The sequence below is a fragment of the Lentzea kristufekii genome, assembly GCF_033949925.1.
In the GTDB taxonomy this organism is placed as follows: Bacteria; Actinomycetota; Actinomycetes; order Mycobacteriales; family Pseudonocardiaceae; genus Lentzea; species Lentzea kristufekii.
The window spans coordinates 274415-299927 of the sequence record NZ_JAXAVV010000003.1; the positions used below are offsets into that span (position 1 = coordinate 274415).

Annotated in this window: 25 protein-coding genes; 20 read left to right on the plus strand and 5 right to left on the minus strand. The window is 68.7% G+C overall.

The annotated features are described in order from the left end of the window. Positions 1–115: 115 nt before the first annotated feature. The 6 genes from SK571_RS08190 to dnaB all read left to right on the plus strand — a co-directional run bounded on the left by SK571_RS08190 (position 116) and on the right by dnaB (position 5462). Positions 116–1048, plus strand: a complete 933-nt coding sequence (locus SK571_RS08190; RefSeq protein WP_319983417.1) for a hypothetical protein — start codon at positions 116–118, stop codon at positions 1046–1048. Between the two features lie 101 nt (positions 1049–1149). Beyond that, complete coding sequence (rpsF, locus tag SK571_RS08195) at positions 1150–1524, plus strand: 30S ribosomal protein S6 (protein ID WP_266036222.1); 375 nt, start codon at positions 1150–1152, stop codon at positions 1522–1524. Positions 1525–1553: 29 nt separating this feature from the next. Continuing rightward, positions 1554–2066 (plus strand): single-stranded DNA-binding protein, encoded by a 513-nt coding sequence (locus SK571_RS08200; protein ID WP_084401535.1) that lies wholly within the window; start codon positions 1554–1556, stop codon positions 2064–2066. A gap of 58 nt (positions 2067–2124) precedes the next feature. After that, on the plus strand, positions 2125–2364 hold the full coding sequence (gene rpsR, locus SK571_RS08205) for a 30S ribosomal protein S18 (protein WP_030480165.1): 240 nt from the start codon (positions 2125–2127) through the stop codon (positions 2362–2364). Between the two features lie 17 nt (positions 2365–2381). After that, on the plus strand, positions 2382–2837 hold the full coding sequence (rplI, locus tag SK571_RS08210; RefSeq protein ID WP_319983418.1) for a 50S ribosomal protein L9: 456 nt from the start codon (positions 2382–2384) through the stop codon (positions 2835–2837). Positions 2838–3503: 666 nt separating this feature from the next. Further along, the gene (gene dnaB, locus SK571_RS08215; RefSeq protein WP_406601960.1) at positions 3504–5462 is read left to right on the plus strand and encodes a replicative DNA helicase; all 1959 of its coding nucleotides are present in this window, start codon (positions 3504–3506) and stop codon (positions 5460–5462) included. 208 nt (positions 5463–5670) lie between these two features. Here dnaB and SK571_RS08220 read toward each other — a convergent pair whose 3' ends face one another. Continuing rightward, the gene (locus SK571_RS08220) at positions 5671–5823 is read right to left on the minus strand and encodes a hypothetical protein (protein ID WP_319983420.1); all 153 of its coding nucleotides are present in this window, start codon (positions 5821–5823) and stop codon (positions 5671–5673) included. A gap of 383 nt (positions 5824–6206) precedes the next feature. Here SK571_RS08220 and SK571_RS08225 point away from each other — a divergent pair, with 383 nt between their 5' ends. Both SK571_RS08225 and SK571_RS08230 read left to right on the plus strand, forming a co-directional pair. After that, on the plus strand, positions 6207–6338 hold the full coding sequence (locus tag SK571_RS08225; RefSeq protein WP_319983421.1) for a hypothetical protein: 132 nt from the start codon (positions 6207–6209) through the stop codon (positions 6336–6338). Positions 6339–6396: 58 nt separating this feature from the next. Next, the gene (locus SK571_RS08230; RefSeq protein ID WP_319983422.1) at positions 6397–6765 is read left to right on the plus strand and encodes a nucleotidyl cyclase domain-containing protein; all 369 of its coding nucleotides are present in this window, start codon (positions 6397–6399) and stop codon (positions 6763–6765) included. A gap of 89 nt (positions 6766–6854) precedes the next feature. Here SK571_RS08230 and SK571_RS08235 read toward each other — a convergent pair whose 3' ends face one another. From SK571_RS08235 to SK571_RS08245, 3 genes are all read right to left on the minus strand, one after another. Beyond that, positions 6855–9869, minus strand: coding sequence for a beta strand repeat-containing protein (locus SK571_RS08235; RefSeq protein WP_319983423.1), 3015 nt, complete (start codon positions 9867–9869; stop codon positions 6855–6857). 192 nt (positions 9870–10061) lie between these two features. Continuing rightward, the gene (locus tag SK571_RS08240; protein WP_319983424.1) at positions 10062–10838 is read right to left on the minus strand and encodes a hypothetical protein; all 777 of its coding nucleotides are present in this window, start codon (positions 10836–10838) and stop codon (positions 10062–10064) included. A 150-nt stretch (positions 10839–10988) separates the two neighbouring features. Beyond that, positions 10989–13166, minus strand: coding sequence for a translocation/assembly module TamB domain-containing protein (locus tag SK571_RS08245; protein ID WP_319983425.1), 2178 nt, complete (start codon positions 13164–13166; stop codon positions 10989–10991). An 81-nt stretch (positions 13167–13247) separates the two neighbouring features. On the opposite strand from SK571_RS08245, the gene SK571_RS08250 reads away from it, so the two are divergent. Then, a complete protein-coding gene (locus SK571_RS08250; RefSeq protein ID WP_319983426.1) occupies positions 13248–14399 on the plus strand; it encodes an AI-2E family transporter in 1152 nt (383 codons plus the stop codon). Here the strand turns inward: SK571_RS08250 and SK571_RS08255 are convergent. Further along, positions 14396–15598, minus strand: coding sequence for a GGDEF domain-containing protein (locus SK571_RS08255; protein ID WP_319983427.1), 1203 nt, complete (start codon positions 15596–15598; stop codon positions 14396–14398). The two genes, SK571_RS08250 and SK571_RS08255, sit on opposite strands and share 4 nt — an antisense overlap. Positions 15599–15714: 116 nt before the next feature. On the opposite strand from SK571_RS08255, the gene macS reads away from it, so the two are divergent. The 11 genes from macS to SK571_RS08310 all read left to right on the plus strand — a co-directional run bounded on the left by macS (position 15715) and on the right by SK571_RS08310 (position 25314). Then, positions 15715–16875, plus strand: a complete 1161-nt coding sequence (gene macS, locus SK571_RS08260) for a MacS family sensor histidine kinase (RefSeq protein ID WP_319983428.1) — start codon at positions 15715–15717, stop codon at positions 16873–16875. Beyond that, positions 16872–17534 carry a response regulator transcription factor gene (locus tag SK571_RS08265; protein WP_319983429.1) on the plus strand — a complete coding sequence of 221 codons (663 nt, stop codon included), beginning with the start codon at positions 16872–16874 and terminating at the stop codon, positions 17532–17534. The genes macS and SK571_RS08265 overlap by 4 nt, the downstream gene beginning before the upstream one ends. Further along, positions 17531–18067 carry a DUF1707 SHOCT-like domain-containing protein gene (locus SK571_RS08270; RefSeq protein ID WP_406601953.1) on the plus strand — a complete coding sequence of 179 codons (537 nt, stop codon included), beginning with the start codon at positions 17531–17533 and terminating at the stop codon, positions 18065–18067. Before SK571_RS08265 ends, SK571_RS08270 begins: the two co-directional genes overlap by 4 nt. Positions 18068–18180: 113 nt before the next feature. Beyond that, the gene (locus tag SK571_RS08275) at positions 18181–19635 is read left to right on the plus strand and encodes an SDR family oxidoreductase (protein ID WP_319983431.1); all 1455 of its coding nucleotides are present in this window, start codon (positions 18181–18183) and stop codon (positions 19633–19635) included. Between the two features lie 36 nt (positions 19636–19671). Further along, complete coding sequence (tdh, locus tag SK571_RS08280) at positions 19672–20703, plus strand: L-threonine 3-dehydrogenase (RefSeq protein ID WP_319983432.1); 1032 nt, start codon at positions 19672–19674, stop codon at positions 20701–20703. After that, positions 20703–21881, plus strand: a complete 1179-nt coding sequence (locus SK571_RS08285; RefSeq protein WP_319983433.1) for a glycine C-acetyltransferase — start codon at positions 20703–20705, stop codon at positions 21879–21881. The genes tdh and SK571_RS08285 overlap by 1 nt, the downstream gene beginning before the upstream one ends. 84 nt (positions 21882–21965) lie before the next feature. Next, positions 21966–22799 (plus strand): helix-turn-helix domain-containing protein, encoded by an 834-nt coding sequence (locus SK571_RS08290; protein ID WP_319983434.1) that lies wholly within the window; start codon positions 21966–21968, stop codon positions 22797–22799. Between the two features lie 13 nt (positions 22800–22812). Continuing rightward, positions 22813–22980, plus strand: coding sequence for a DUF397 domain-containing protein (locus SK571_RS08295; RefSeq protein ID WP_319983435.1), 168 nt, complete (start codon positions 22813–22815; stop codon positions 22978–22980). Positions 22981–23009: 29 nt separating this feature from the next. Beyond that, on the plus strand, positions 23010–23483 hold the full coding sequence (locus SK571_RS08300; RefSeq protein WP_319983436.1) for an RNA polymerase sigma factor: 474 nt from the start codon (positions 23010–23012) through the stop codon (positions 23481–23483). Continuing rightward, on the plus strand, positions 23468–24478 hold the full coding sequence (locus SK571_RS08305; protein ID WP_319983437.1) for a hypothetical protein: 1011 nt from the start codon (positions 23468–23470) through the stop codon (positions 24476–24478). The genes SK571_RS08300 and SK571_RS08305 overlap by 16 nt, the downstream gene beginning before the upstream one ends. Further along, the gene (locus tag SK571_RS08310; RefSeq protein ID WP_319983438.1) at positions 24475–25314 is read left to right on the plus strand and encodes a LysR family transcriptional regulator; all 840 of its coding nucleotides are present in this window, start codon (positions 24475–24477) and stop codon (positions 25312–25314) included. The genes SK571_RS08305 and SK571_RS08310 overlap by 4 nt, the downstream gene beginning before the upstream one ends. Positions 25315–25513 lie beyond the last annotated feature (199 nt).

A 25513-nucleotide genomic window follows, 5' to 3' on the forward strand; every position in this document is an offset into this window, starting at 1 on the left:
GGCGCCCATAACGCCATCGCAGCCGCCGCCGATAGGAGTAATTGCAAAAACTGGGGATGGTCTACGTCACCACCAGGACCTACGGTCGTTACTAGAGAGTAGGAAAGGGGTTCGCATGAGGCTGTTGAGCGTCGCCGCAACGGCGCTGCTGGCCCTGGCGTCCGCTTCGGTGGGCGGGGTCGCGCACGCGGCTGATCCCATCGTGGTCGGCAGTTGTGCCACCACCGTGCAGGGCGCGCCCGGCACCCCCGTCTCTCTGAGTCCGGCCGCCGTGACGCAGCCGATCACGGACCTCGTGCGCGCCGTCCCGTTGCTCGGGCCGCCGCTCGCCGATCCGTTCAAGCAGGCGTTCGCGCAGGCCAAGCCCATGCCGATCGGCGCGGTGCAGGTCGGCACGACGACCATCAGCGGCGGCACGATCGCCAACGCCGTGATGGTCGAGGTGAACAAGATCCCGCTGCTCGGGCCGATCCTCGGCACGCTCGACAAGACCGTCCGCGCCACGCTGACGCAGGGCTGCCAGGTGACGGTCGTCGGCGTGAACCAGGCCGTCGCGCCCGTCCAGGACGGCGCCAAGGCCGTCGCGGACGCCTCGCAGCAGGCCGTCGGCGCGATCCCCGGTGCGCCGAAGCCGCCCGGTCAGCAGCCCCAGCCGCAGCCGGGCACCAACCCCGGCACGCAGCCGGGCGCCCAGCCGGGCGTTCCCGGCGTGGGCGCGGGTGCTCCCAGCAACCGCGACTTCTCGCTCTACCCGATCGGCTCGAACTTCGGCCGCGTGCCGCTGTTCAGCTACGGCTCGCTGCCGTTCGCGATGCCCGGCCTCTACTCGCCGTCGCCCGGTGTGCGGTACGGCTCGCCGGTGCCCCGCGCGTCCAGCGGCACCGGCGTCGAGGGCGACTCGGTGCAGGCCGCCGGCCGCGCCACGGCGTTGCCCAGGCTGAGCGGACCCGGCGGGGTCGGCGCTCCGGTGCTGGTCGCGGTGCTGATGCTCGCCCTGGTCACGGGCGCGCTGGTGCGGACCTGGGCGCTGCGCCGCACCCCTGCGTAGTCGCCGGACGCGCTCTGTTAACCTTTGTCAGTTGCTGACGCGACGACCCTCCTGCCACGGAAAGCCCGTGGCCGCGAGTCCACAGGAGGTGAGTGGTCCTCATGCGTCATTACGAAGTGATGGTCATCCTCGACCCCAGTCTCGACGAGCGCACTGTCGCACCGTCGCTCGACACGTTCCTCAACGTCATCCGCACCACGGGCGGAAACGTTGAGAAGGTCGAGGTGTGGGGCAAGCGCCGGTTGAGCTTCGAGATCAACAAGAACAGCGAGGGCATCTACGCGGTGCTCGACCTGACCTCGACGCCTGACGCGGTGAAGGAACTGGACCGCCAGCTCGGTCTGCAGGAGACGGTGCTCCGGACGAAGGTCCTGCGCCGCGAGCCCGCCAAGGCCGCCAAGTTGGCTGCCAAGGCTGCGGCCAAGTCGGACGCCAAGTCGGCCAAGTCGGCGGCCAGGGCCGCCGCCAGGGCCTGACGAACCTCGACTAGGGGAGCTCCCAAGACATGGCTGGTGAGACGACGATCACGGTAGTCGGGAACCTGACTGCCGACCCAGAACTCCGCTTTACCCAGTCCGGCGCGGCGGTGGCCAGCTTCACGGTCGCCTCCACGCCCCGCACGTTCGACAAGCAGTCGGGCGAGTGGAAGGACGGCGAAGCGCTGTTCCTGCGGTGCAACGTGTGGCGGCAGGTCGCCGAGAACGTGGCCGAGTCGCTCACCCGCGGTTCGCGAGTGCTCGTCTCCGGACGGCTGCGCCAGCGTTCCTTCGACACGAAGGAAGGCGAGAAGCGCACTGTCGTGGAGCTGGAGGTCGACGAGATCGGCCCCTCGCTGCGCTACGCGACCGCGAAGGTCAACAAGGTCAGCCGTGGAGACGGCGGCGGTGGCGGCGGCTTCGGCGGCGGCGGCGGTCAGCAGTCTCGCGGCGGTGGCGGCGGCGCGCCCGCGGACGACCCGTGGGGTTCTGCCCCGCAGGCCGGTTCCAGCGGCGGCTTCGCCGACGAGCCCCCCTTCTAGACCGACTGCACCGGTCATCCAGTACTTCATTCACTGCGTAACCAGGAGTTAGAGACACATGGCCAAGCCGCCTGTGCGCAAGCCCAAGAAGAAGGTCTGCGCCTTCTGCAAGGACAAGAGCGCGTCCCTGATCGACTACAAGGACACGACGCTGCTGCGGAAGTTCATCTCGGACCGCGGCAAGATCCGTGCCCGCCGCGTCACCGGCAACTGCTCGCAGCACCAGCGCGACGTCGCTGTTGCCGTGAAGAACGCCCGTGAGATGGCCCTGCTGCCCTACACCTCGACCGCTCGCTGAGAGAAGGAGACACCGCGATGAAGCTCATCCTCACCGCTGACGTTTCCGGCCTTGGCGCTCCCGGCGACATCGTCGAGGTCAAGGACGGCTACGGCCGCAACTACCTGCTCCCGCGTGGTCTCGCGATCGTCGCGACCCGTGGCGCGCAGAAGCAGATCCAGGTCATCACCCGCGCGCAGGACACCCGCCGCGTGCGCGACCTGGACCACGCCAAGGAGATCAAGACCGCGCTCGAGGGTCTCTCCGTGACGCTCAAGGCCAAGGCCGCCGCCGGCAGCAGCAAGCTGTTCGGCTCGGTCACCGCGTCGGACGTGGCGGCTGCCGTCAAGTCCGCCGGTGGTCCGGTCCTGGACAAGCGCGCCATCGAGCTGCCGGGTCACATCAAGACGACCGGCAAGCACTCGGTCACGGTTCGCCTCCACCCCGAGGTCACCGTCGCCCTGCCGCTCGAGGTCACCTCCTCCGCCGAGTAGCTAGCCCTGCTCGCCGCTGACGCGGCTTCGCAGGGCTCGGCTCCGGGTGTCTGTTGCGGGGGCGACCCCGCAGACCCCGATGCCACTCGTTGGTGGGGTTCGCCTACGGTTCGGTTTGCTGAAGCGCCGTCTACCCGGAATGCTCCGGGTGGGTGGCGCTTTCGCTCGTTCGGAGCAGTGTCGCCCTGTCCACTTCCTGTGGATAAACCGCATGTTCAGCGTGGCCGCGACACGCCGAAGAGGGTGTTTTTCGCGACACGCCGAGGCTGTGGCGCACAACTTCTTCCACAACTTGTGCACAGCCCCTGAGCTGCAGTTACTTCTGTCACTCCACTGGTTGTCAACAGGTTGTCCCCAGCTCCGCGACCCCTGTGGGCAACCATCCACAGGTTGTCCCCCAGTTGTCCACAGGGCGATCCACACACTGGTTTGCTTGCTCCGGACGGGTCCCTCTAGCGTCGCTGTCAGGGCAAGGCCATCGCACAGCGTGGCCGCCCGGAATTGTCGGTGCCGCGCGGTACAACTAGGTGGTTCAGGCACCGGCTCTCGACTTCTCGCAGGGGTGATTCGGCAGTGGCGCTCGTGGACGACCGGGGCATGGCTGAGCCCGCATTCGAGCGTCAGCCGCCCCAGGACCTCGCGGCGGAGCAGTCCGTTCTCGGCGGCATGCTGCTGTCCAAGGACGCGATCGCGGACGTCATCGAGGCACTCGCGCCGAACGACTTCTACCGCCCGGCGCACCAGGCGATCTACGACTGCATCCTCGACCTGTACGGCCGCGGCGAGCCCGCCGACCCGATCACCATCTCGGCCGAGCTCGAACGCCGCGGCGAGCTGCTCCGCGTGGGTGGCGCGCCGTACCTGCACACGTTGATCGCGACGGTCCCCACGGCCGCGAACGCCGGCTACTACGCCGAGATCGTGGCCGAGAAGGCGGTGCTGCGCCGTCTGGTGGAGGCCGGCACGCGCATCGTGCAGCTGGGTTACAACGGTGCCGAGGGCGCGGACGTCGACGAGGTCGTCGACCGGGCGCAGGCCGCGATCTACGAGGTCACCGACCGCCGCACCACCGAGGACTACGTCGCCCTCGAAGACCTGCTCCAGCCGACCATGGACGAGATCGACGCGATCGCGTCCCGTGGCGGCATGTCGCAGGGCATCCCGACGGGCTTCGCCGACCTCGACGCCCTGACCAACGGCCTGCACGGCGGCCAGATGATCATCGTCGCGGCCCGCCCCGGTGTCGGCAAGGCGCTCGCCCTGGACACCCCGCTGCCCACGCCCACCGGCTGGACGACGATGGGCTCCGTGTCGGTGGGCGAGTTCCTGATCGGCGCCGACGGCCGTCCGACCCGAGTGGTCGCCGCGACCGAGGTGATGACGGGCCGCCCGTGCTTCGAGGTCGAGTTCTCCGACGGCACCGTGATCGTGGCCGACGCCGAGCACCAGTGGCTGACGGAGTCGTGCAGCGAGACCGGCGGCTTCTGGGCGATCCGCACCACCGCGCAGCTGTTCGAGCGGGTCGGCCTGTGCCGCATGTTCGTCCGCATGTCCGCGGCCTGGGACCTGCCGACCGCGTCGTTGCCGCTGTCCCCCCGCGCGCTCGGCCTGTTCCTGTCCGGCCTGGGCGACATGGAGCTGACCGACGACGAACTGCGCGTCGCCAAGGAACTCGACCTGGCCGACGACCCGCACATCCCGGCCGCATACCTGCGCGCGTCCCACAAGCAGCGCGCGGAACTGCTGGCCGCCCTGCAGATCGACGGCCGCTTCGCCCGCCTGCGCCGCGACGTCGACGAACTGATCGCCGGCCTGGGCGAGCACGACCAGGTGGAGATCGTCGCGGTCCGCCCGGTCGCCTCAGTCCCGGTCAGGTGCGTGCAGGTCGACAACCACGACCACCTGTACCTCGCGGGCGAGACGATGATCCCGACCCACAACTCGACGCTGGGCCTCGACTTCGCCAGGTCGTGCTCGGTCAAGCACGGCATGACCAGCGCCATCTTCAGCCTGGAGATGAGCCGCACCGAGATCGTCATGCGCATGCTCTCCGCCGAGGCGCGCATCCGCCTGAGCGACATGCGAGGCGGCACGATGAGCGACGACGACTGGACCCGCCTGGCCCGCCGCATGAGCGAGATCAGCGAAGCCCCGCTCTTCGTGGACGACAGCCCGAACCTCACGATGATGGAGATCAGGGCCAAGGCCCGCCGCCTCAAGCAGCGCCACGACCTCAAGCTCGTCGTCGTCGACTACCTCCAGCTGATGTCGTCGGGCAAGAAGACCGAGTCGCGCCAGCAGGAGGTCTCGGAGTTCTCCCGAAACCTCAAGCTGATCGCCAAGGAACTCCACGTCCCGGTCATCGCGATCTCCCAGCTCAACCGAGGCCCGGAACAGCGAACCGACAAGCGCCCGATGCTCTCCGACCTCCGCGAGTCGGGCTCCCTGGAGCAGGACGCCGACATGGTCATCCTGGTCAACCGCCCAGACGCCTGGGAACGCGACGACCCGCGCGCCGGCGAGGCCGACCTGATCATCGCCAAGCACCGCGCGGGCCCGACCGCGACCATCGTCGTGGCGCACCAGCTGCACTACAGCCGCTTCACCGACCTGGCCCAGACGTAGGCCGACGCACTACGTGTGCGGATCCGACGAGCCGCGCACCAACAGGCTGACGGATGCTGGATCACCTGGGTGATGAGCTATCACTTCCTGTGATCGTGCTGCAACGTACAGGTGACAATTTCGCCGCTCAGTTGCTGTGGTCTTTAGCATTGAGTCACGGAAAGGGTCGGTTCCCGCTCCAACGAGAACCGACCACGGTGGTGACAAGTCACCGGTTTCCGATGAAGTTGAGCACTGCTGCGCTCGCGTAACCGAGCACGGCGACGGTTCCGGCCGCCCAGGCCAGAACCGTCGCCCCAGCCAGTGTTCCCAGCACCGCTGCCGCAGCACCGACGTTGCCGGTGTCGGTCAGCAGCTTCACCGCTCTCACACGGTCAAGCGACTGCCTTCGGCTCTGCCGAGGCTGCGGCCCCTCTTCCTCGAGCAACTTCGCCCTCCACGTCCTGCGATGAGCAGCAGCCAGTCCGCCGCTCGCGAGGAGGCGTTTGACTTGACGTAAAGCGCGAGGTCAGAAAGCCAAGTATTCCCGAAATTCACTGATTGAGAGAAGAATGGGTCTACCTGGGTGGATGTCTGAATCCACTCGAACGGCCCTTGATTTAATGATCAGCTAAGCGCCTTGCAGGCCTGGCAAATGTGCGCGCAGCGACCCTCACAATGACGCCCACAGCCCGTTGTGGACTGATGCGAGCCGGACGGGTGAATCGAAACGCCTCAAAGGGAGCCTCGTCACGCAAAGTGCCTGTGCCAAACGAGCTGGTCCTCCGGCTCGACGTCTCCGGCGAGCTGTCCAACGCGCTGTGCTGCGTGGAAGCGTTCTTCTTCAGTTCTCGCGAGCGATGGGCGCGGGTGCCGGCGAAAACGCTGCTGGAGTGACTCACCCGTGCGGGTCGCGGTGCTGGTCAACCGACCTGGGCTCGGCTAGAACCGGAGGGTGCTGCACGACCCGCTGACGGGGCTGCCCGGACACGCGCTGCTGCTCGACCGCCTGGAGCAGTCGCTCATCCGCGCCCGCACGCGCGGCACGCTCGTGACGTTGGTGCTGATCACCGGGCCGGACGACGTGCTGGACGCGGCGCGAAGCCTGCGGCGGAACCTCCGGCCCGACTTCACGGTCGCTCGGTACGGCGACGCGGTGCTGGCGGTGCTGGCCGAGCACGACTTCGGGGACGGGGCGCCCATCGCCGAGCTGGTCAGGGGGCTGATCGGCGGGAGTCCGCTGGTCCACTGGGTGACGAGTGACGGTGATGCCGCGCCGCAGGAAATGCTCGCCACAGCACGAATTCCCCCTGAACGGCACTGAGCCCCAGCGACACAGTCGTGTCGCTGGGGCTCAGCTTCTTACAGGAGGGAGGGTGTTACGTACTGCGGGGTGTTACGTGGTGCGGGGTGTTACAGCGAGCCGGTCACCGTCTTGAACAGGTTGGCCGGGTCGATCATGGCGAGCGCCGGGGCGTTGAGCGGCAGCTGCGGCAGCGCGCGCTCGCCGGCCTGCGGGGCCAGACCCCGGGTCGGGTTCAGGCTGAGACCCGAGAGGGAGGCCGGGCCGTCGACGGGCAGCGCGGGCAGCGAGCGCTCGGTGGGCAGCGCGGGCAGCTGCACCGGCACCGGCAGGGCCGGGGCGGTCACCGGGAGGGACGGCAGCGAACGCCCGGTGGCGCCGGCCGGAACCAGGCCCTTCGCGGCGTCGAGCAGCTGGCCCAGGGGCAGGCCCTGGACGTTCGGCGTGATGCTGCCGGTACCACCGTTCAGCGGCAGGGCGGAGCGCTCCTGCGCCACACCGGGCAGAGCCGGGGTGGGCAGCTGGCCGGTCAGAGCCGCCAGGTCAGCCGGGTTCGGGAGCTGGTTGACGGGCAGCTTGCTGTCGAGGCCGTGGAACGCCGGAACCTCGTTGGCCTTCAGCAGGTTGTCGACGCCCTTGGGGAGCTCGAGGCCCTTGAGCTGCGTGGCCCGCAGGGTGCCTTCGGTGTCCTCGCCGGTGAGCTGCGTGTCGTCGCTCGTGCCCAGCGTGGTCGCCTGGCCGACGACCTCGACGGGGATGCGCGCGACCTTGGCAGCCGCCTCGACCGGGACGTGCATGTCGCGGGCGGTCAGCGGGCCGCTGCCCTCGGTGAGGGTCTCGCCGCCGGCCTGGGTGTACGACGTCTTGTCGGTGACCGTCGTCGCGTTGCCCGCAGCCGCCACCGCGTCCGCGTACACGCCGGCGAAGGCGTTGGCGGGGACGTTGACCAGGTTGCCGGAGACCGAGGCGTCCTCGGCCGAGGAGTAGCTGTCGTCACCGGACACGACGTTGGTGGCGGACACCACGTCGGAGTTGGTGATGCCGGCCGCGGCGACCGTGTTGCCCGGAACCGCCGGGAGCACTGCCGGCTGCGCGCCGATCAGGTTGCCCGAGACCGCGCCACCGTCGCCGTTGCTGTTGACGTCGCCGCCGGCGACCGAGCTGAGGTCGTTGGTGGCCGTCGAGTTGACGTTGCTGCCGCCGCCGACCGACCAGCCGAGCACCTGGGTGCCGGTCGCGACCGGAGCCGACACGGCGTTGCCCGCGATGGAGCCCGCCTCGCCGGTGGTGATGGCGTCGCCACCGGCCTTCATGTCGGTGGCGTTGTCGCCCTTGGTGTCGTTGTTGCCCACCAGGGTGACGCCGTCAGCGAAGACCTGGGCCGGCGTCGAGGTCGGGACCTGGACGATGTTGCCGGACACCGAGCTCTTCTTGCCGGTCGCGTGGGGCGCGTCGCCCGCGATGACCGTGGTGTCGTTCGCCGAGTCCGACGTGGTGTTGCCCACGAGACCGGCGGTGACGGCGAAGACCTGCGGGGCGGCCGCGGTCGGCGCGGTCACGATGTTGCTGGAGACCGTGCCGCGGTCGTCCTCGGTGTTCGGGGTGCCACCGGACTGGACCAGCTTGACCTCGTCGGCCGAGCCGGAGGCCTGGCCACCGAGAGCGGCGGCGAGACCGTAGACCTCGGCGGGCGTGGCGACCGGGGTCGACGCGATGTTGCCCGAGACGACCGAGTCGTTGCCCGTCGTGCCCTGGTAGCCCGAGGTGACCGACTTGACGTCGTTCTCGCAGGTACCAGCAGCCTGGCCGGCGAGCGTGGCGCCGTTGCCGCACACGTCCACGGCGGTGGCCGGCGGGACGTCGGCGATGTTGCCGGAGAGGACCGACTTGTCGCCCACGGTGAAGCTCTGACCGCCCGCGGTCGAGTTCGCCTCGTTCGCGTGGTCGGTCAGCGCGTTGCCGACCAGGGACGCGCCGTTGCCGCCTGCGGCGACGGGCAGCGAGATGGGCGCGCCGGCGATGTTGCCGGACCCCGTGGAGCCGTGACCCGTGGTGTGGTGCGAGCCACCGGCGCGCGAGTCGTTGACCGTGTCGCTGACCGCGGCGGCGTTGCCACCGACGGCGGCGGCGTTGTCGTCGACCGTGATCGGGCCGGCGAGCGCGGGCTCGACGATGTTGCCGGCGAGGGTGGCGGGGTCACCGTTGGTGATGGTCTTGCCACCGGCGTACGCGGCACCGGTCTGGGTCGAGTCGGTGGCGGAGTTGCCCGCACCGGCGGCCGAGTTGCCGTTGACCTCGGCGAGCGGGGACAGCGGGATCGGGACGGCGTTGCCGGAGATCGAGCCGTTCTTGCCGCTGGTGATGACGTCGCCCTCGGAGGAGGCGAACGTGTCGGCGGTGGAGTTGGCGTTGGCGATGCCCGCCGCGCCCACACCGTTGCCGGTGATCTGAACCGGGGTCGCACCCTGCTCGGCGACGACGTTGCCGGAGATGGCGCCCTTGTCACCGCTGGTGGTGATGGGGCCGCCGGTCGTCGAGACCTGCTCGGCGTCGGTGTTGGTCTCGGCGTTGCCGCCGGCCGCGATCGCGTTCCCGGTGATCTGGACCGGGAGGATGTGGTTGACGGCGACGACGTTGCCGGCGAGAGCCTGGCCTGCGCCGTCCGTGACGATCGTGCCGTCGCGGTGGGTGTGCTGCGAGCAGTCGCCGGTCGCCTCGGTGTTGGCGAGAACCGCGATCGCGTTGCCGCAGATGTTGATCGGCACATCGACGTGCGCCTGGATCGTGTTGCCGCGCACCACGTTCTGGAGCGGGGTGCCCTGCAGGCGCTCGCCTGCCTGACGGACCAGCGGGTTCGCGACGGGCGCTGCCGTGCGGGTGGGCACCGCGCTGGTGGCGCGGTCCGTGCTGATCGTCCGGTCCACCTTCGGGACCGTGATTTCCTTGACCGGGGTGGCCAGCTTGTTCTGGTCAGCCTTGATCGGAACAGCGGCTGCGACGTCGACAGCCGGAGGCGCAGCGTCCGGGTCGACGTTCTCCTGAGCAGAAGCGATGCCCGTACCGAGCATCAGCAAACCACCAGTGACAAACGCGGTCTGAAGTCCGCGCTTTGCCCAGGTCTGCATTAGATCTCCTTCATCGATTTCCCGTCCAAGCGACGGGGGCTCAAGGGGGTGGGGCCGAAACGCGCAGGGGAAGGCGCGTCATCACCGGGGGAGTCGCACGCGGTGATCGACCTGTATGAGCGCAAGAAAAAAGCGCGACGGTCGACTTCCGGACAGCCAGGGGAGAAGGCTGCCGCGGACCGCGCGCTTGAATCAGTCGGGGTTGATACCGGGCTGCTTGCCCGGCGTCACGGTGACCTCGTCGGTGGACGGCGCGAGAGCGCGCGTCGACGAGATGCCGTGAGCGTCACCGGGTGCAGCGTGAGCAGCGAACATGCTGCCCTTGGCAGAACCAGAACCGTCGTTGCACGAAGAGCACTGCACCGGCGCGGGGGCCGGGACGGGCAGCTTCGGGAACGGGGTGCTGGGCAGGGACGGACGCTGCTCGGAGGGCACGACGAAGTCGTTGTGCTCCAGCAGATCCGTCCAGCTGCCACCGGACGAGCCGGTGAACTGCGAGACCACCGGTGCCGGCGACTGTCCGGCATCGGTGGCGGGAGCCGGGATCTCCGGGAACGTCACGTCCATGGCCCGCTCACTGGCGGCGCTGCTGGACTGACCGATCCTGGTGACCTGCGGCAGGATTCGAGCGGCGATCTGCTCGACCGCCTGGGAGACCTGCACGTCCGGCAGAGCGGCGCGAGCCTTCTCCTGCTCGGCGCGCAAGGTCTCGTCGATCTTGTGCACTGCCTTGGCAGCGGGAACGACGACCGGCAGCTTCTCGTCCGTCTTGGCGACGAGCTTGCTGATGGCGTCGATCTGCTGCGCGTCGGCAGCGGGCACGGTGTCGGCCGCGTTGGCCGACGTCGTGGTGAGCGCCCAGGCAACGGCCGTTCCCGCGATCGCTCCACCGACGGCGAGCAGCGCTCGGGTGGCGAACCGGCGGATGCCGTTCGCTCCCGTCTTCGCTCGCAGCTCAGTGGAGAACAACGCAGGAAACCTCGCTACTCGGTGGCGCTCAAGGGAATCGCCGACGATCAACGTGATCAAGTCGACGTCGGCGACTCTGCCAGTCCATCCACCCCGAATGCACGCTCTCAGCGCTCGTTTAACTACATCGTGTGAACGGCTTCCCTTGGCTCACACCCGCTTCAGCACCCGTGCCGCACCGGCGGCCGCGGTCGACGCGAGCACCCAGCCCACGGCCACGAGCAGCGAAGATATCCATTGCGACGCACCGGTGAACTGCCATTTGCCGTCGTGGCCGAAGTCGATGATCGGGATCAGGAGGTCGAGGGCGAGCAGCGCGGCGTTCCACACCGGGTCCTCGTCGGAGTTGAGCTTGACCATCGGGTGCCAGGTGAACCACAGCGCGCCGAAGAGCCAGAACACGGCGAGCCAGCAGATCGCGAGCCACGGCCGGTAGCCGTAGCCGACCGTCCACCGCTGCACGACGCCCCACACCCGGCCGGCGCGGCCGAGTTCGGAGTAGCGGCGGCGTTGCTTCTCCAGCTGGACCTTCTGCGCGAGCTCCTCCTCGCCACCCTGCTGGTAGACGGCGGCGAGCTGTTCGTACGGTCCGGGCGCGAAGTCCGGCTGCACCTTGAGCAACCACTTCAGCCGCGTCTGCACCGGCACGTCCGGGTCGGCGGTGATGCCGGCGAACTCGAAGTCGTCCACGGCGACGCCGCCCTCGGCGTCCCACAGCCCGGGCCCGTCGGTCACCGACACCGCTTTCAGGCGGCTCAGCACTATTTTTCCCTTGGGCTGCTGGCCCTCGGGGATGTGCAGGCGGAACTGGTGGACGGTGAGGCCGTAGGCGTTGAGCGCGATGTCCGCGGCGGTCGAGCCGAGGTGCGAGTCGCTGAACGTCGCCATCTTGCCGACCTCGCCCAGCCGGATCCGCACGCCGCCGACCGCGGTGAACCCGCGGCTGCACAGGAGGTCCTTGCCGATCGTGATGGCGCGGGCGTCCAGTGACGGCTTCTGCGTGCCGTTCGCGCGGAGCCTCGGGAGAGTGAGTTCGGCGCCGGAGAGGTCGAGGGTGGAGCCGATGTTCGCGTTCTGCAGGCGGACCGAGCCCTTGGCCTTCAGCTCGCGCAGGAAGAGCGTGCCGCCGACCTGGAGGCGGTCGGCGAACAGGACGTCGATGCCGGGCCCGTGCAGCGAGACGCCGGACATGCTGGCACTGCCGTTGATGGTCGCGTTGGACAGCCGGACCTGGCCGTAGGTGTGCAGTGCCTTGGACCGGATGCCCGCGCCGTTGACGGCACTGCGGGCCTCGACGTCGCCGCGGATCTGCATGCCGTCGGCGTGCAGGGCGACCGGTATGCGGTTCGTGACGTCACCGGCGAGCTCCTCGGCGATCTCCCGCGGCCCGATCACCGCGCCGGACAGCCGGAGGTAGCCGCCGATGCTCGCGTTCGGCAGCCGGACCGTGCCCTCGCTGATGAAGCCGTCGTCGAGCTCGACGTTGCCCTCGACCCGGATGCGGTCGGCCACGAGCGTCGCGGCCTCGTCGGCCGATCCGTGCGGCAGGACCAGCACCTGGTTGTCGACGCGGTGGGCGGAGTTGAGGCGGGCGCCGGTGAACTCGACGTTCCCGTTGACGCGCGCACCGTCGAACAGCACGCGGCCGTCGGCGGTGAAGCGGCCGCCCTCTGCGTTGCAGAAGACGTTGCCCGCGACGACGATCCCGGACGCGTCGAGCGCGTCCTTGCCGGTGTTGAGCAACCGCGCGCCACCGAGGTGGACGCTGCCGCCGATCGCCGCACCGCGCAAGCGCACCTCGCCGTTCGCGCGCATCGCGATGGCCTGGATGGAACCGCTGACCCTGAGCCGGGCGCCGAGCAGCGCGTGGTCGGTGTTCGAACGCAGCACGGCGCCGGCGAGGCGGAGCGTCCCGTCCACCGCGGCGTCGGTGAGGTCGACGGTGCCGGTGCAGGTGAAGCCGGCCTCGAGGACCAGGTCGCTGAAGACCCTGAGGTTGCGGCCCTGGAGCCCGGGAACGCGGGTGCCGCGCAACCGCAGGCCGATGAGGCGGGCCATGCGGAGGTCGAGCGACTCCTCGAACGTGCAGTGGGTGAGGTCGATGACCCGCGTGACGCGGGTGCCCTCCAGTTCGAACCGGCCGGTGATCCGCGCGTTGCGGAGGCGCAGAGCGGGTAGTCCCTTGCGCGGCACCCGGTACATGCCGGTCAGCAGACCGGTGAGCACCTCACCCCGCACGCCCTGGCCGGTCAGGTCGATCTCGGTGCCACCCGCATAGGCCCCGGCGACCTGGCGTTCGAGCTCGGTCAAGTCTTCGGGCTTGATCACGTTCGTCCTCCCCCTGACGAATCGGATCATCCCTGCTGAGGTTGCGCCTTGGCGAGGGTCTGAACAGTTAACGTGAGGTCCATGAGCACGCCGGAGTCGGAGATCAGCGGCCGCGTTCCGAAGCTGTTGCGGGTGAGTGCCGCGCTGAGCTGGCGGTTCGTCGTCGTGGTGGCCGCGTTGTACGTGGTCGCCTACGTGTTCGGCTTCCTCGCGTCGATAGTGATCCCCGTCGCTATCGCGCTGCTGCTCGCCGCACTGCTGTCACCGGGCGTCTCGAAGCTCGTCGAGTGGCGGGTGCCGCGCGGCGTGGCGGTGACCGTGATGATGATCATCGGCCTCGGCGTCCTCGGCGGCGTGCTGACGTTCGTGATCAGCGAGTTCTCCCGGGGCCTGCCCGAGCTGCAGTCGCAGGTGGCGGCATCGCTCGACACCATCCAGACCTGGCTGAAGGACGGGCCCGCGCACCTGTCGGACCAGCAGCTGCAGAACTACGTCAACGAGATCGTGAAGACGATCAAGGAGAACCAGGCGGAGATCACGTCCGGCGCCCTGACGACCGCCGCGACCCTGGGCGAGCTGCTCACCGGGCTGCTGCTGGCGCTGTTCACGCTGATCTTCTTCCTGCACGACGGTGACGGCATCTGGCGTTTCGTCACTCGCGCCGTGCCTCGCGACGTGCGTCAGCGCGTCGACGTGGCGGGACGGCGCGGGTTCAGCTCTCTCGTTTCTTATGTGCGCGCTACGGCCGTGGTCGCGATCGTGGACGCCGTCGGCGTTGGTGTCGGTCTGGCGATCATCGGTGTGCCGCTCGTGGTGCCGCTGTCCGCGTTGGTGTTCCTCGGTGCGTTCATTCCCATCATCGGTGCGGTGTTCACCGGTGCCGTGGCGGTGTTGATCGCGTTGGTGACCAACGGGCCCATTGCCGCTTTGGTCGTGCTGGCCGTGCTCATCGGTGTGATGCAGCTGGAGTCGCACGTCCTGCAGCCGCTGTTGCTGGGGCGTGCGGTGAAGCTGCACCCGTTGGCCGTGGTGCTGGCGATCGCCGGCGGATTGGTGACCGGGGGCATCGCCGGGGCGTTGCTGGCCGTGCCGTTGCTGGCGGTGCTGAACTCCGGGATCCGGTCGCTGGTGTCCGATTCGGACGCTGCGCAGAACCCGGAGAAGGTGGACGTGCTGAATCCTCAGGACACGGCACCGAAGGACGACAAGAGCGAACGGGTCAAAGAGCTCTAAGCCATCGACACGAGATTGCGGCCGTAAGCCTTGGCCGCCAGCAACGCCGCGTCGGCCGCCACCAACAGGTCCGGCAGCTCGTACCCGAACCGAGTCGTCGTCGACACCCCTATGGACACAGTCAGCCCGTGCAGCTCGTGCGGCTTGCCGTCCGTGGCCATCGTGGGCACGCGTAGGGCCGCCACGGCCTTGCGCACGCGTTCGGCGACGTGCTCGGCCTCGTCGGGGGTGGCCTCGGGCAGGAGCACCACGAACTCCTCGCCACCGAACCGTCCGACGAGGTCTCCTCGGCGGACGGTGCCGCGCAGCAGCAACGAGATCGCGGCCAGGGCGGCGTCGCCTGCGAGGTGGCCGACCTCGTCGTTGACCCTCTTGAAGTGGTCGAGGTCGAGGAGCATCACGGCCATCGGGCGGGTGCGGCTCGCACCCTTGCCCAGTTCGTAGCGGGCTCGGGTGTCCCAGTGCACCGCGTTGGCGAGGCCGGTCTTGGCGTCGCGCTGGGCCGAGCGGCGCCATTGGGGGAGTTGGGCTGCTCGTTCCAGCAGGGCCAGGGACGGGCCGGCGATGAGGACGTGGACTGCGTTCGACTCCGCCACGCAGCCCATGAGGCCGCCGATGGACACGGCGACCACGCCGAGGATGGCGTCGATGGGTTCGCCGACGTTCTCCTCGAAGGTGGCGGACGGGCTGCGCAGCTTCAGGCCCAGCGCGATCAGGCCCGCTCGCAGGAGCAGCAGCAGCGTCGCGGCCAGGGTGAGGATCACGAGGTTGGCGTGCGGGTCGGCCCAGCCGAGGACGTAGCGGGTGGTGAAGACGGCCAGGGTCGTGGCGCTCAACGTGAAGAGCCAGCGGTGGGTTTCCGGGCGCTGGGTCAGCAGGCAGTGCAGGGCCGGGCCGAAGAGGAGCAGCACCATCAGGTTCGGCGGGAGGGCGAGGATGCCCGCCGTCAGGTAGCAGAGGTGGGCGGCCCACGGGTTGCGCTCGGTCTCGCCCAGGCGGTGGCTGTAGATGGTGCTACCGATGATCACCGCGCCCGCCGTGCCCGCGATCGCGGCGAACTTGGCGATTTCGGAGGGTGACGGTGTTTCGGAGGAAACGATCGCGTAGGTGACGGTGGCGAGGGCCGCGACGTCGATGAACAACCAGTAGTAGAGCGCAGGCTGCCGCAAACTCCACACCGGCCAGTCCCGCACCCGCATCGCCCTCCCCCGAACCCGGAGAGCGTCGCACATTCCTCCGTTCGGCAGAAGACGGCCACCTGGGGGTTAGCCAGCACACGTTCACGCGGCAGGATGGTGCCCGAAAGGAGCACAGCGTGCCCAAAGAGCCTGCCGAACGTGTGACGAAGGTGATCGACGACCCGGCCACGCCCCTGTGGCGCGGGACGATTGCGCTACGCATAGTCACATTCCTCTTCGCGGCGGCCAACGTCATCGCGAACCAATCCGGTTACGTACGGCCGTGGCTCGCGTGGACCACGCTCGGGGTGATGGCGCTGTGGTCCGTCTTCACGAGCCGCGCCTACAGCACGACGTGGGGCAGGCGGTGGCCGATCGTGCTGGTCGACCTCGCTCTGACCTGCGGTCTCATGTCGTTGTCGCCGCTGATCATGTCCGACCACCAGCTGCTGGTCCTGCACGTCCCGCTGATCACGACGATCTGGGCGTGCGTGCCGGCGGTCGCGCTGGGCGCGCTCGGCGGGGCGGCCGCGGGCTTCGGCGGCGGGCTGACCGTCGGCCTCTTCACCTATCTGTCCCACCGTTCGCCGAGCCTCGACCTGCTGCGCGACGTGGTGTTGCTGGCCGGTGCGGGCATGGTCGTCGGCATGGCGTCCGCCACGGCACGGCGGTCTGCGGTGCTCCTCGCACAAGCGTTGAGAGCCGAAGCCGCAACAGCCGAACGCGAGAGGCTTGCCCGGTCGATCCACGACAGCGTGCTGCAGGTGCTCGCCCGCGTGCGCAAGCGCGGCCTGGAGGTCGGTGGCGAGGCTGCCGAACTGGCCAAGATGGCGGGCGAGCAGGAGGTGGCGCTGCGGAACCTGGTGGCCGCCGCGCCGACCGACTCCACAGTGGATGGAGAGATCGACCTCCGTCCCGGCCTGCAGATGCTCGCCACGCCGAGGATCCAGGTGTCGACGCCCGCCACCCAGGTGATGTTCGAGGCCCCGGCGGCGGGCGAACTCACGTCGCTGGTGCGCGAGGCGCTGTCCAACGTGGACAAGCACTGCGGTGAGGACGCACGGGCCTGGGTGCTGCTGGAAGACCTCGGGGAAGAAATCGTGCTGAGCGTCAGGGACGATGGGCCTGGCATCCCCGAAGGCCGGATCGCGTCGGCCGCCGCGGAAGGCAGGATGGGGATCGAGAAGTCGATCAAAGGCCGGGTGGAGTCGCTCGGCGGAACGCTGGAGCTCCAGACCGGGCCGGGGGAGGGCACGGAATGGGAGGTTCGGGTGTTCAGGAAGGGGGCGGCAAGATGACGGTCTCGGTGATGGTCGTGGACGACCATCCGATGTGGCGCGAAGGCGTGGCGCGCGATCTGCAGGAACGCGGCTTCGAGGTCGTGGCGACCGCGGGTGACGCGCCCTCGGCGGTGCGGATCGCGAAGGCCGTGCGGCCCAACGTGGTCCTGATGGACCTCAACCTCGGCGAACTCTCCGGGGTCGACGCCACCGCGATGATCACCAGCGAGCTGCCCGAGACGCGCGTGCTCGTGCTGTCCGCGTCCGGCGAGCACGACGACGTGCTGCAGGCCGTGAAGGCGGGGGCGTCCGGGTACCTGGTGAAGTCCGCGTCCTCGGAGGAACTGGTCGAGGCCGTGTCCCGCACGGCCGCGGGCGACGCCGTGTTCACGGCCGGGCTCGCGGGCCTGGTGCTGGGCGAGTACCGGCGCATGGCCGCCGCGCCCGACGACTCGGAGGAGAAGCCTCAGCTCACCGACCGGGAGACCGAGGTGCTGCGGCTGGTGGCCAAGGGCCTGACCGCACGACAGATCGCGAACCGCCTGGTGATCTCCCACCGCACGGTCGAAAACCACGTTCAGTCGACATTGCGCAAACTCCAACTGCACAACCGGGTGGAGTTGGCGCGTTATGCCATCGAGCACGGTCTCGACGCCGAACCGGAGGCAGAGAAATGACAGACCCCAGAGACTTACGCGTGTCCGACGCGGAACGCGAGCACGTCGTCACCCTCCTGAACAAGGCGGTGGGCCGCGGCATGATCACGCTCGACGAGTTCACCGTCCGCACGGACACCGCACTCGGCGCGAAGACCCGCGCCGACCTGAACGTGGTGCTGCTCGACCTGCCCGGCATGGTCAACAACGAGCTGGCCCGCGAGCGGACCGAGCTGAAGAACACGATGAGCACCACGACCCGCAAGGGTCACTGGGTCGTGCCGAACGAGCTCGTCATCCGCAACACCCTCGGCACCACGAACCTCGACTTCACCGCCGCCGAGGTGCCGCCGGTCGTCAACGTCGACCTGGACGTGTCGCTGGGCACGGTGAAGCTCCTGCTGCCGGCGGGGTCGTCGGTCAACGCCGACGCCGTCGAGGTCACGGCGGGCGAGCTCAAGGACAAGGTCCAGAACACCACGGGCAACCCGCACTTCCAGCTCAAGGGCTCGGTGCGCGGTGGCACCGTGGTGATCAAGCGGAGCAAGCGCTGATCTTGTCGGACCCGCTGAGTACGTTGGGATGCGAGGGGATCCCAGGCCGGGGGTACCCCTGCGCGAGCGTGGCCTGATCTGCACGAACGCGCCGGAGCACGCAGGATCGAGGCATGCGGTGTCTCGTGACCGGCGCGACCGGGTACCTCGGCGGACGACTCGTGCCCAGGCTGCTGGCCGAAGGGCACGAGGTCCGCTGCCTCGTGCGTTCGCCGGAGAAGTTGCGCGACGTCCCGTGGGCCGCTGACGTCGAGATCGTGCGCGGGGACGTGCTCGGCGATCTCGACGAGGCGATGCGGGACGTCGAGGTCGTCCACTACCTCGTGCACTCGCTGCAGTCGAAGGACTTCGCCGACGCCGACCGCAAGGCCGCGGAGAACACGGCGAAGGCGGCCGAACGGGCCGGCGTGCGGAGGATCGTCTACCTGGGCGGCCTGCACCCGGCCGGCGTCGAGCTGTCGCCGCACCTGGCTTCGCGCAAGGAGGTCGGCGAGGCCTTCCTGCACTCGGACGTCCAGGCCGTGGTGCTGCAGGCCGCCGTGATCATCGGCTCCGGGTCGGCGAGCTTCGAGATGCTGCGCTACCTGACCGAACGGCTGCCGGTCATGGTCACGCCGCGCTGGGTGCACAACCGGATCCAGCCGATCGCCGTGCGGGACGTGCTGCGCTACCTGGTCGAGGCCACGACGCTCGAGAACCAGAACCGGACGTTCGACATCGGCGGGCCGGACGTGCTGACGTACCTGCAGATGATGCTCCGGTACGCCGAGGTCGCCGGGCTGCCCAGGCGCCGCGTGCTGCCCGTGCCGCTGCTGACGCCGGGCCTGTCCTCGCACTGGGTCAACGTCGTCACGCCGGTGCCGAAGTCGATCGCGAGGCCGTTGATCGAGTCGCTGGTGCACGAGGTGGTGTGCCGGGAGAACGACATCCGCGAGGTGCTGCCGGGCGAGAACACCGGCTACGACAAGGCCGTCGCGCTGGCGCTGAGCAAGATCCGCGACGCCGACGTGGAGACGCGCTGGTCGGGGGCGACGCTGCCGGGTTCGCCGAGCGAGCCGCTGCCGACCGACCCCGGCTGGTCCGGCGGTTCGGTCTACACCGACGAACGCGAGCGGCGCACGACTGCCACGCCCGAACGGTTGTGGGAGGTCGTCGAAGGCATCGGCGGCGAGCGCGGCTGGTACTCGTTCCCGCTGGCCTGGGCGATCCGGGGCTGGATGGACCGGCTTGTGGGCGGCGTCGGGCTGCGGCGCGGGCGGCGTGACCCGCAGCGGCTGTACGTGGGCGAGGCGCTCGACTTCTGGCGTGTCGAGGAGATCGAACGCGGGAAGTTGCTGAGGCTGCGGGCCGAGATGAAGGTGCCGGGGAAGGCCTGGCTGGAGCTTCGAGTGGCGGCCAACGAGGGACACGGGTCCACTTACCGCCAACGCGCCGTGTTCGTGCCCAAAGGGCTCGCCGGACACCTCTACTGGGCGGCTGTCTGGCCGTTTCACGGCATCGTGTTCGGCGGCATGGTGCGCAACATCGCCAATGAAGCTGAGCTGCACAAGAACTTCAGAAAGTCCTGATGGACTACACAAGCAGCAAAGGGTGAAACTTCCCGCATGAAGGCTCTCGTCAAGGTCGCCGCAGGGCCTGGCCTCGAACTGACCGACGTCCCGGACCCCACTCCGGGACCGACGGACGTGCTGGTCAGGGTGTTGCGCACCGGCATCTGCGGCACCGACCTGCACATCGACTCGTGGGACGACTGGGCCGCGCAGAACATCAAGGCGCCGCTCGTCCTCGGCCACGAGTTCGTCGGTGAGGTCGTCGAGATCGGCGGCAGCGTCACCGGCGTCAAGGTCGGCGACCTGGTCAGCGGCGAGGGCCACCTCGTCTGCGGGACCTGCCGCAACTGCAAGGCCGGCCGTCGCCACCTCTGCGCCAACACGCGAGGTCTGGGCGTGCACTCCAACGGCGCGTTCGCGCAGTACGTCGTGCTGCCCGAGCAGAACGCGTGGGTGCACCGCACGGCCGTCGACCTGGACGTGGCCGCGATCTTCGACCCGTTCGGCAACGCCGTGCACACCGCGCTGAGCTTCCCCGTCATCGGCGAGGACGTGATCATCACGGGCGCCGGTCCGATCGGCATCATGGCCGCCGCCGTCGCCAAGCACGCGGGCGCGCGCAACGTCGTGATCACCGACATCTCCGAGCACCGCCTCGACCTCGCTCGCAAGGTCGGCGTCGACCTCGCGGTGAACGTCGCCGAGAAGACGATCGCGGACGCCCAGCGGGAACTCGGCATGGCAGAGGGCTTCGACGTCGGCATGGAGATGTCCGGCAAGCCGGTGGCGATGCGGGACATGATCGCGAACATGGCGCACGGCGGTCGCATCGCGATGCTGGGGCTGCCCGCGGACGAGTTCTCCGTCGACTGGAGCAGCGTCGTGCTGAAGATGCTGCACATCAAGGGGATCTACGGCCGCGAGATGTTCGAGACCTGGTACTCGATGACCGTGCTGCTGCAGCGCGGCCTCGACCTCGCGCCGGTCATCACGCACCGGTACGACCACACGCAGCACGCGGAGGCGTTCGCCACCGCGCGCGAAGGCAAGTGCGGCAAGGTCATCCTCGACTGGACGGGAGCCTGATGTACGGCGAGCTGAAGAACGACCTCCTCAAGACGATCGGGGAGATCAGGGAGGCCGGTCTCTACAAGTCCGAACGCGTGATCGGCACCCCGCAGAACGCCTCCGTACGCGTCGGCTCCGGTGACGAGGTGCTGAACTTCTGCGCCAACAACTACCTCGGACTCGCCGACCACCCGCAGCTCATCGAGGCCGCGAAGAAGGCGCTGGACGACTGGGGCTTCGGCATGGCCTCGGTGCGGTTCATCTGCGGCACCCAGGAACCGCACAAGGAACTGGAGCGCAAGCTCAGCGAGTTCCTCGGCACCGAGGACACGATCCTCTACAGCTCGTGCTTCGACGCGAACGGCGGCCTGTTCGAGACGCTGCTCGGCGCCGAGGACGCGATCATCTCCGACGAGCTGAACCACGCGTCGATCATCGACGGCGTGCGGCTGTCGAAGGCCAAGCGCTTCCGCTACTCCAACCGCGACATGGACGACCTGGAGCGCCAGCTCAAGGACGCGGCCGACGCCCGCTACCGGCTGATCGCCACCGACGGCGTGTTCTCGATGGACGGCTACCTCGCGCCGCTCGACGAGATCTGCGACCTGGCCGAGCGCTACAACGCGCTGGTCATGGTCGACGACTCGCACGCCGTCGGCTTCACCGGCCCGACCGGCCGCGGCACCCCGGAGCTGTTCGGCGTGCAGGACCGCGTCGACATCGTCACGGGCACCCTCGGCAAGGCGCTGGGCGGCGCGTCCGGCGGCTACACGTCCGGCCGCAAGGAGATCGTCGAACTGCTGCGCCAGCGCTCGCGCCCGTACCTGTTCTCGAACTCCCTCGCGCCGTCGATCACCGCCGCCGCGATCGCCACGCTCGACATGCTCTCCACCTCGTCCGACCTGCTGGTCCGGCTCCGGGAGAACACGGAGCTGTTCCGCCGGCGGATGACCGAGGAGGGCTTCGACCTGCTGCCCGGTGAGCACCCGATCATCCCGGTGATGATCGGCGACGCGGCCGAGGCGGGCCGGTTGGCGGATCTGCTGCTGGAGCAGGGCATTTACGTGATCGGCTTCTCGTACCCCGTGGTGCCGCACGGCAAGGCTCGCATCCGCACGCAGATGTCGGCTTCACACACGACCGAGGACGTTAACCGCGCTGTGGACGCGTTTATCGCCGCACGCGCAAAGATGTAAACATCGGACTTGTACCGGCTCCAAAAACTACTCCCTTCGAGGAAAAAGTGGAGCCGGTGCGAGCATTCTTCTAGCTTTAGCGGCATGCCAAGACGAAAGTCCAGTGTGGTGGGACGGGAGTTCGGCGAGGGCGTGCGAAGCGCCATCGAGAAGACCGGGATGACCCACCGCCAGCTCGCCGCAGCAATCGGCTGGGACGAAGCCAAGCTCTCCGACATGGTCCGCGGCAAAGGCGGCGTGACCGAGACCGACGTGATGCAGCTGCTCAGCTACTGCCGCGTCGCGCCATCAGAGATCCAGTACCTGCTCGCCCTGTTTCGCGAGACGCGCGAGAGCGGCTACCTCAAGATCCCTGACGAGGACGGGCCGCCTGACCAGGTGCGCATGCTGCTCAACCAGGAGCGCCTCGCTGACAAGATCACTGCGTGGTCGGCAAATCTCATCCCCGGCCACTTGCAAACCACCGACTACATGCGTGCCGTCATCGAGAGAGCGGCTCGAAGCAAGACGGTCGACTACGAGAAAGTGATTGCGGCGAAGACCGAACGCCGGAAGCTCTTCCACCCGAGCCGCACTTTCGTGTTCTACATCAGCGAACACACCCTGCACTTGCCGGTTGGCGGGCCAGATGTGATGAAGGACCAACTCATCCACATCTTGGGGATGGCACAGCGCTACTACGTCACGGTACGAGTCGTACCGACGGACATAGGGGCAAACGCTGGCTCCGCTGGTTCATTCCTGCACCTCGGCTACGAGAAGTTCGAACCGGTCATCTTCATCGAGAGCAAGACCGCGTGCATCTTCCTCGAAGACAAGCATTCGCTCGCCACCTACGCCAGCGTGATGAAGCTCCTCGACGCTCAAGCCTTGGATCCGGAACAATCAAAAGAACTGATCAACGGCCTGCTGGCCTGAGGAGGCGTTCCTGATGTCGACCTGGCGCAAGAGCTCTTACAGCGAAGACGCGAGCGACTGCGTCGAGATCGGGCACGGCATCGGCATCCGGGACAGCAAGGCGCCCTCCACGCACCTGCCGGTGTCAGGTGAGGCGTGGTCGGCGTTCCTTCGAGCTGTGACCCGCATCACTCAACTGTAAGAATCGGCCGGGTCAGCGCACTACCTGACGTGGAGGAATTCTCGAGCGTCTACCGCGAGTGCTACCCGCGGGTGCTCGCCTATGCGGCGAGCCACGCGGGGCCTCGGCTCGCGGAGGACATCACCAGCGAGACCTTCACAGTCGCCTGGCGCAAGCTCGACCAGATGCCGTCGAACGCGCTGCCGTGGCTGCTCGGCATCGCCCGCAACCTGGTGCGTTCGGCCCGTCGGCAGACGACGCACATCGAGCTCACCGACTTCCCGGCGGAAGACGACTTCGCGGTGATCGAACTCCGGGCTGCCCTCGCGAGCCTGTCCGAGGCGGACCAGGAGGTGCTGACGCTCATCGCGTGGCACGGACTGGCCGCGGCCGAGGCCGCACAGGTGCTCGGGTGCACGACCGCGACGTTCTTCGTGCGGCTGCATCGAGCTCGTCGGCGGTTGCAGGCCGCTCTCTGGACACCGAACTTCGACCGTGCGAGGGCGTCGTGGAAGACATCCTGAAAGACCTGGCGCAGGCCAAGCCACCGACACCCGAGGTCGACCCCGACCGCATGGAACGCGACCTCGCACGCATCGTCACGTTGCCGCGAGAGAGGCCGGTGCGCAGGCAGTTCGTGCGGCGGTTCGCTCCGTTGCTGGTGATCGGGGTCGTGATCGTGCTCGCGGTCGTCTTGCTGCCTTCACCCCCTCAGCCCGTGCAGCCGGCCTCCACGTCTCAGTGGTGGCGGGTGTTGCGGCAGCAGTCGTCGTTGATGGTCGTGGGGGAGCCGACGAAACCGTACGTCGTGCGGTTCGACTCCAGGACCGATCAGTGGCAGGCCGGGAAGCGCGAGATCGCGGTGGTGCAGAAGGACGGCAAGGTCGAGCCGTTCTCGCGGGGCGACAACACCGCGTGGGAAGCCGCGGGCCGGCCGGAGGTCGTGCCTCAGCTCGGCGGCAGCCGGTCGGTGCGCATCGGTCCGATGGCACCGGCGGTGCAGGAGTCCTACGTCAGCGGGCTCTCGTTGACGTCCGCCTACTGGGAGCGGCTGGAGTCGTTCGACGACCTGCCCGCGGACCCTGCGGGCATGAGGGCGAAGCTGCAGCCCGAGGAGAAGGGCGCCTACGAGCTCGCGGACCTCGTCATGGCGGTGATGATCGCCGACGTGCGCGACGACCAGCGGCGGGGAGCGTTCGAACTGCTCAAGTCGCTCGACGGGGTGCGGTACCTCGACCGCGTGCCCCTGCCCGACAAGGGGGTGGGCGTCGGGGTGGCGATCGCCGCGCTGCCGCAGTTCCAGTTCGGCGACGTCGAGACCCAGTTCGTCATCAACCCCGCGACGGGCAAGCCGATCTTGAAACGGAACGTCATCACGAAGTCCCAGCACGGCCTTCCCTCGATGACGTCGATCGCGGAGGAGCGGTACCTCCTGTTGGAGGGGACGAACGCCGAGCCGATCCTGCCGCTGGGCGTCCCCGTGAACGGCGGAGTGGAATCCCCCATCATTGAGCGGTGATCGACCCACGACGGCTCCGCGTGCTGCGCGCACTCGCTGACCACGGCACCGTGACGGCCGCAGCCGCCGCATTGCACCTCACGCCGTCGGCGGTGTCGCAGCAGCTCGCGGCGCTGGAGTCCGAGGCAGGGCATCCGTTGCTGCTGCGCAAAGGGCGACGGGTGTCGCTGACGCCGGCGGGCGACCTGCTCGTCACGCACGCCCATGTCGTCGCCGCCGAACTGGAACGCGCACAGGCCACTTTGGACGCTCTCGCCTCCGGCTCGGCCGGGCAGGTGGGGGTCGCGGCGTTCGCTTCGGCGATCACGCAGGTGGTGGCGCCCGCGCTGGCCGCGTTGAAGGAACGGTCGATCGAACTGTCGGTGCGCGACGCCGAGGGGCACGAGAGCGTGCGGTTGTTGCTGGACGGCGAGATCGACGTGGCGATCACCGAGGAGCACCGCACGACGGACCGGTTCACCCGGTTTCCGCTGTACACCGAGCCTTTCGACGTCGTGCTGCCGCCGGGGCATCCGGCCACCGGACCGGTGGACCTGGCGGCGCTCGCCGACGAGGACTGGGTGGTCACGCTGCCCGGCAACCCGCTGCGCGACGTCGTGGAGATGGCGTGCGCGCAGGCCGGGTTCACGCCGCGTATCAGGCACACGTCTGACGACTTCCGCGCGATCCAGGCCCTGGTCGCGGCCGGTGCCGGGGTGGCGCTGGCACCGCGCAACGCCGTGCGCGGGGTGCCGGTCGCCGGAGTGGCGCCGCTGCGGCGAGTGGTGGCGGCGGTGCGCACAGGTTCGGAGGACCACCCCCTGATCAGGGCGGTTCTCGACGAACTCCGAAGCTAGTGGCGTCACACAGAGCGTCGCAGCTATCTGATCATGGAGCTCGCGCTTTCATGGCTGCTACCTGCATTGTTGGTGGTAGTTGGGGTGATCAGCAAACGCTTGCGCGAGCAGTTTTCTACCGCCATCTCGGCGGCGACCTACGTGAGCGCGACCATCCCGGGCTTCGGCAACGAGCGACCAGGCCGCCCAGCCTCGTGCC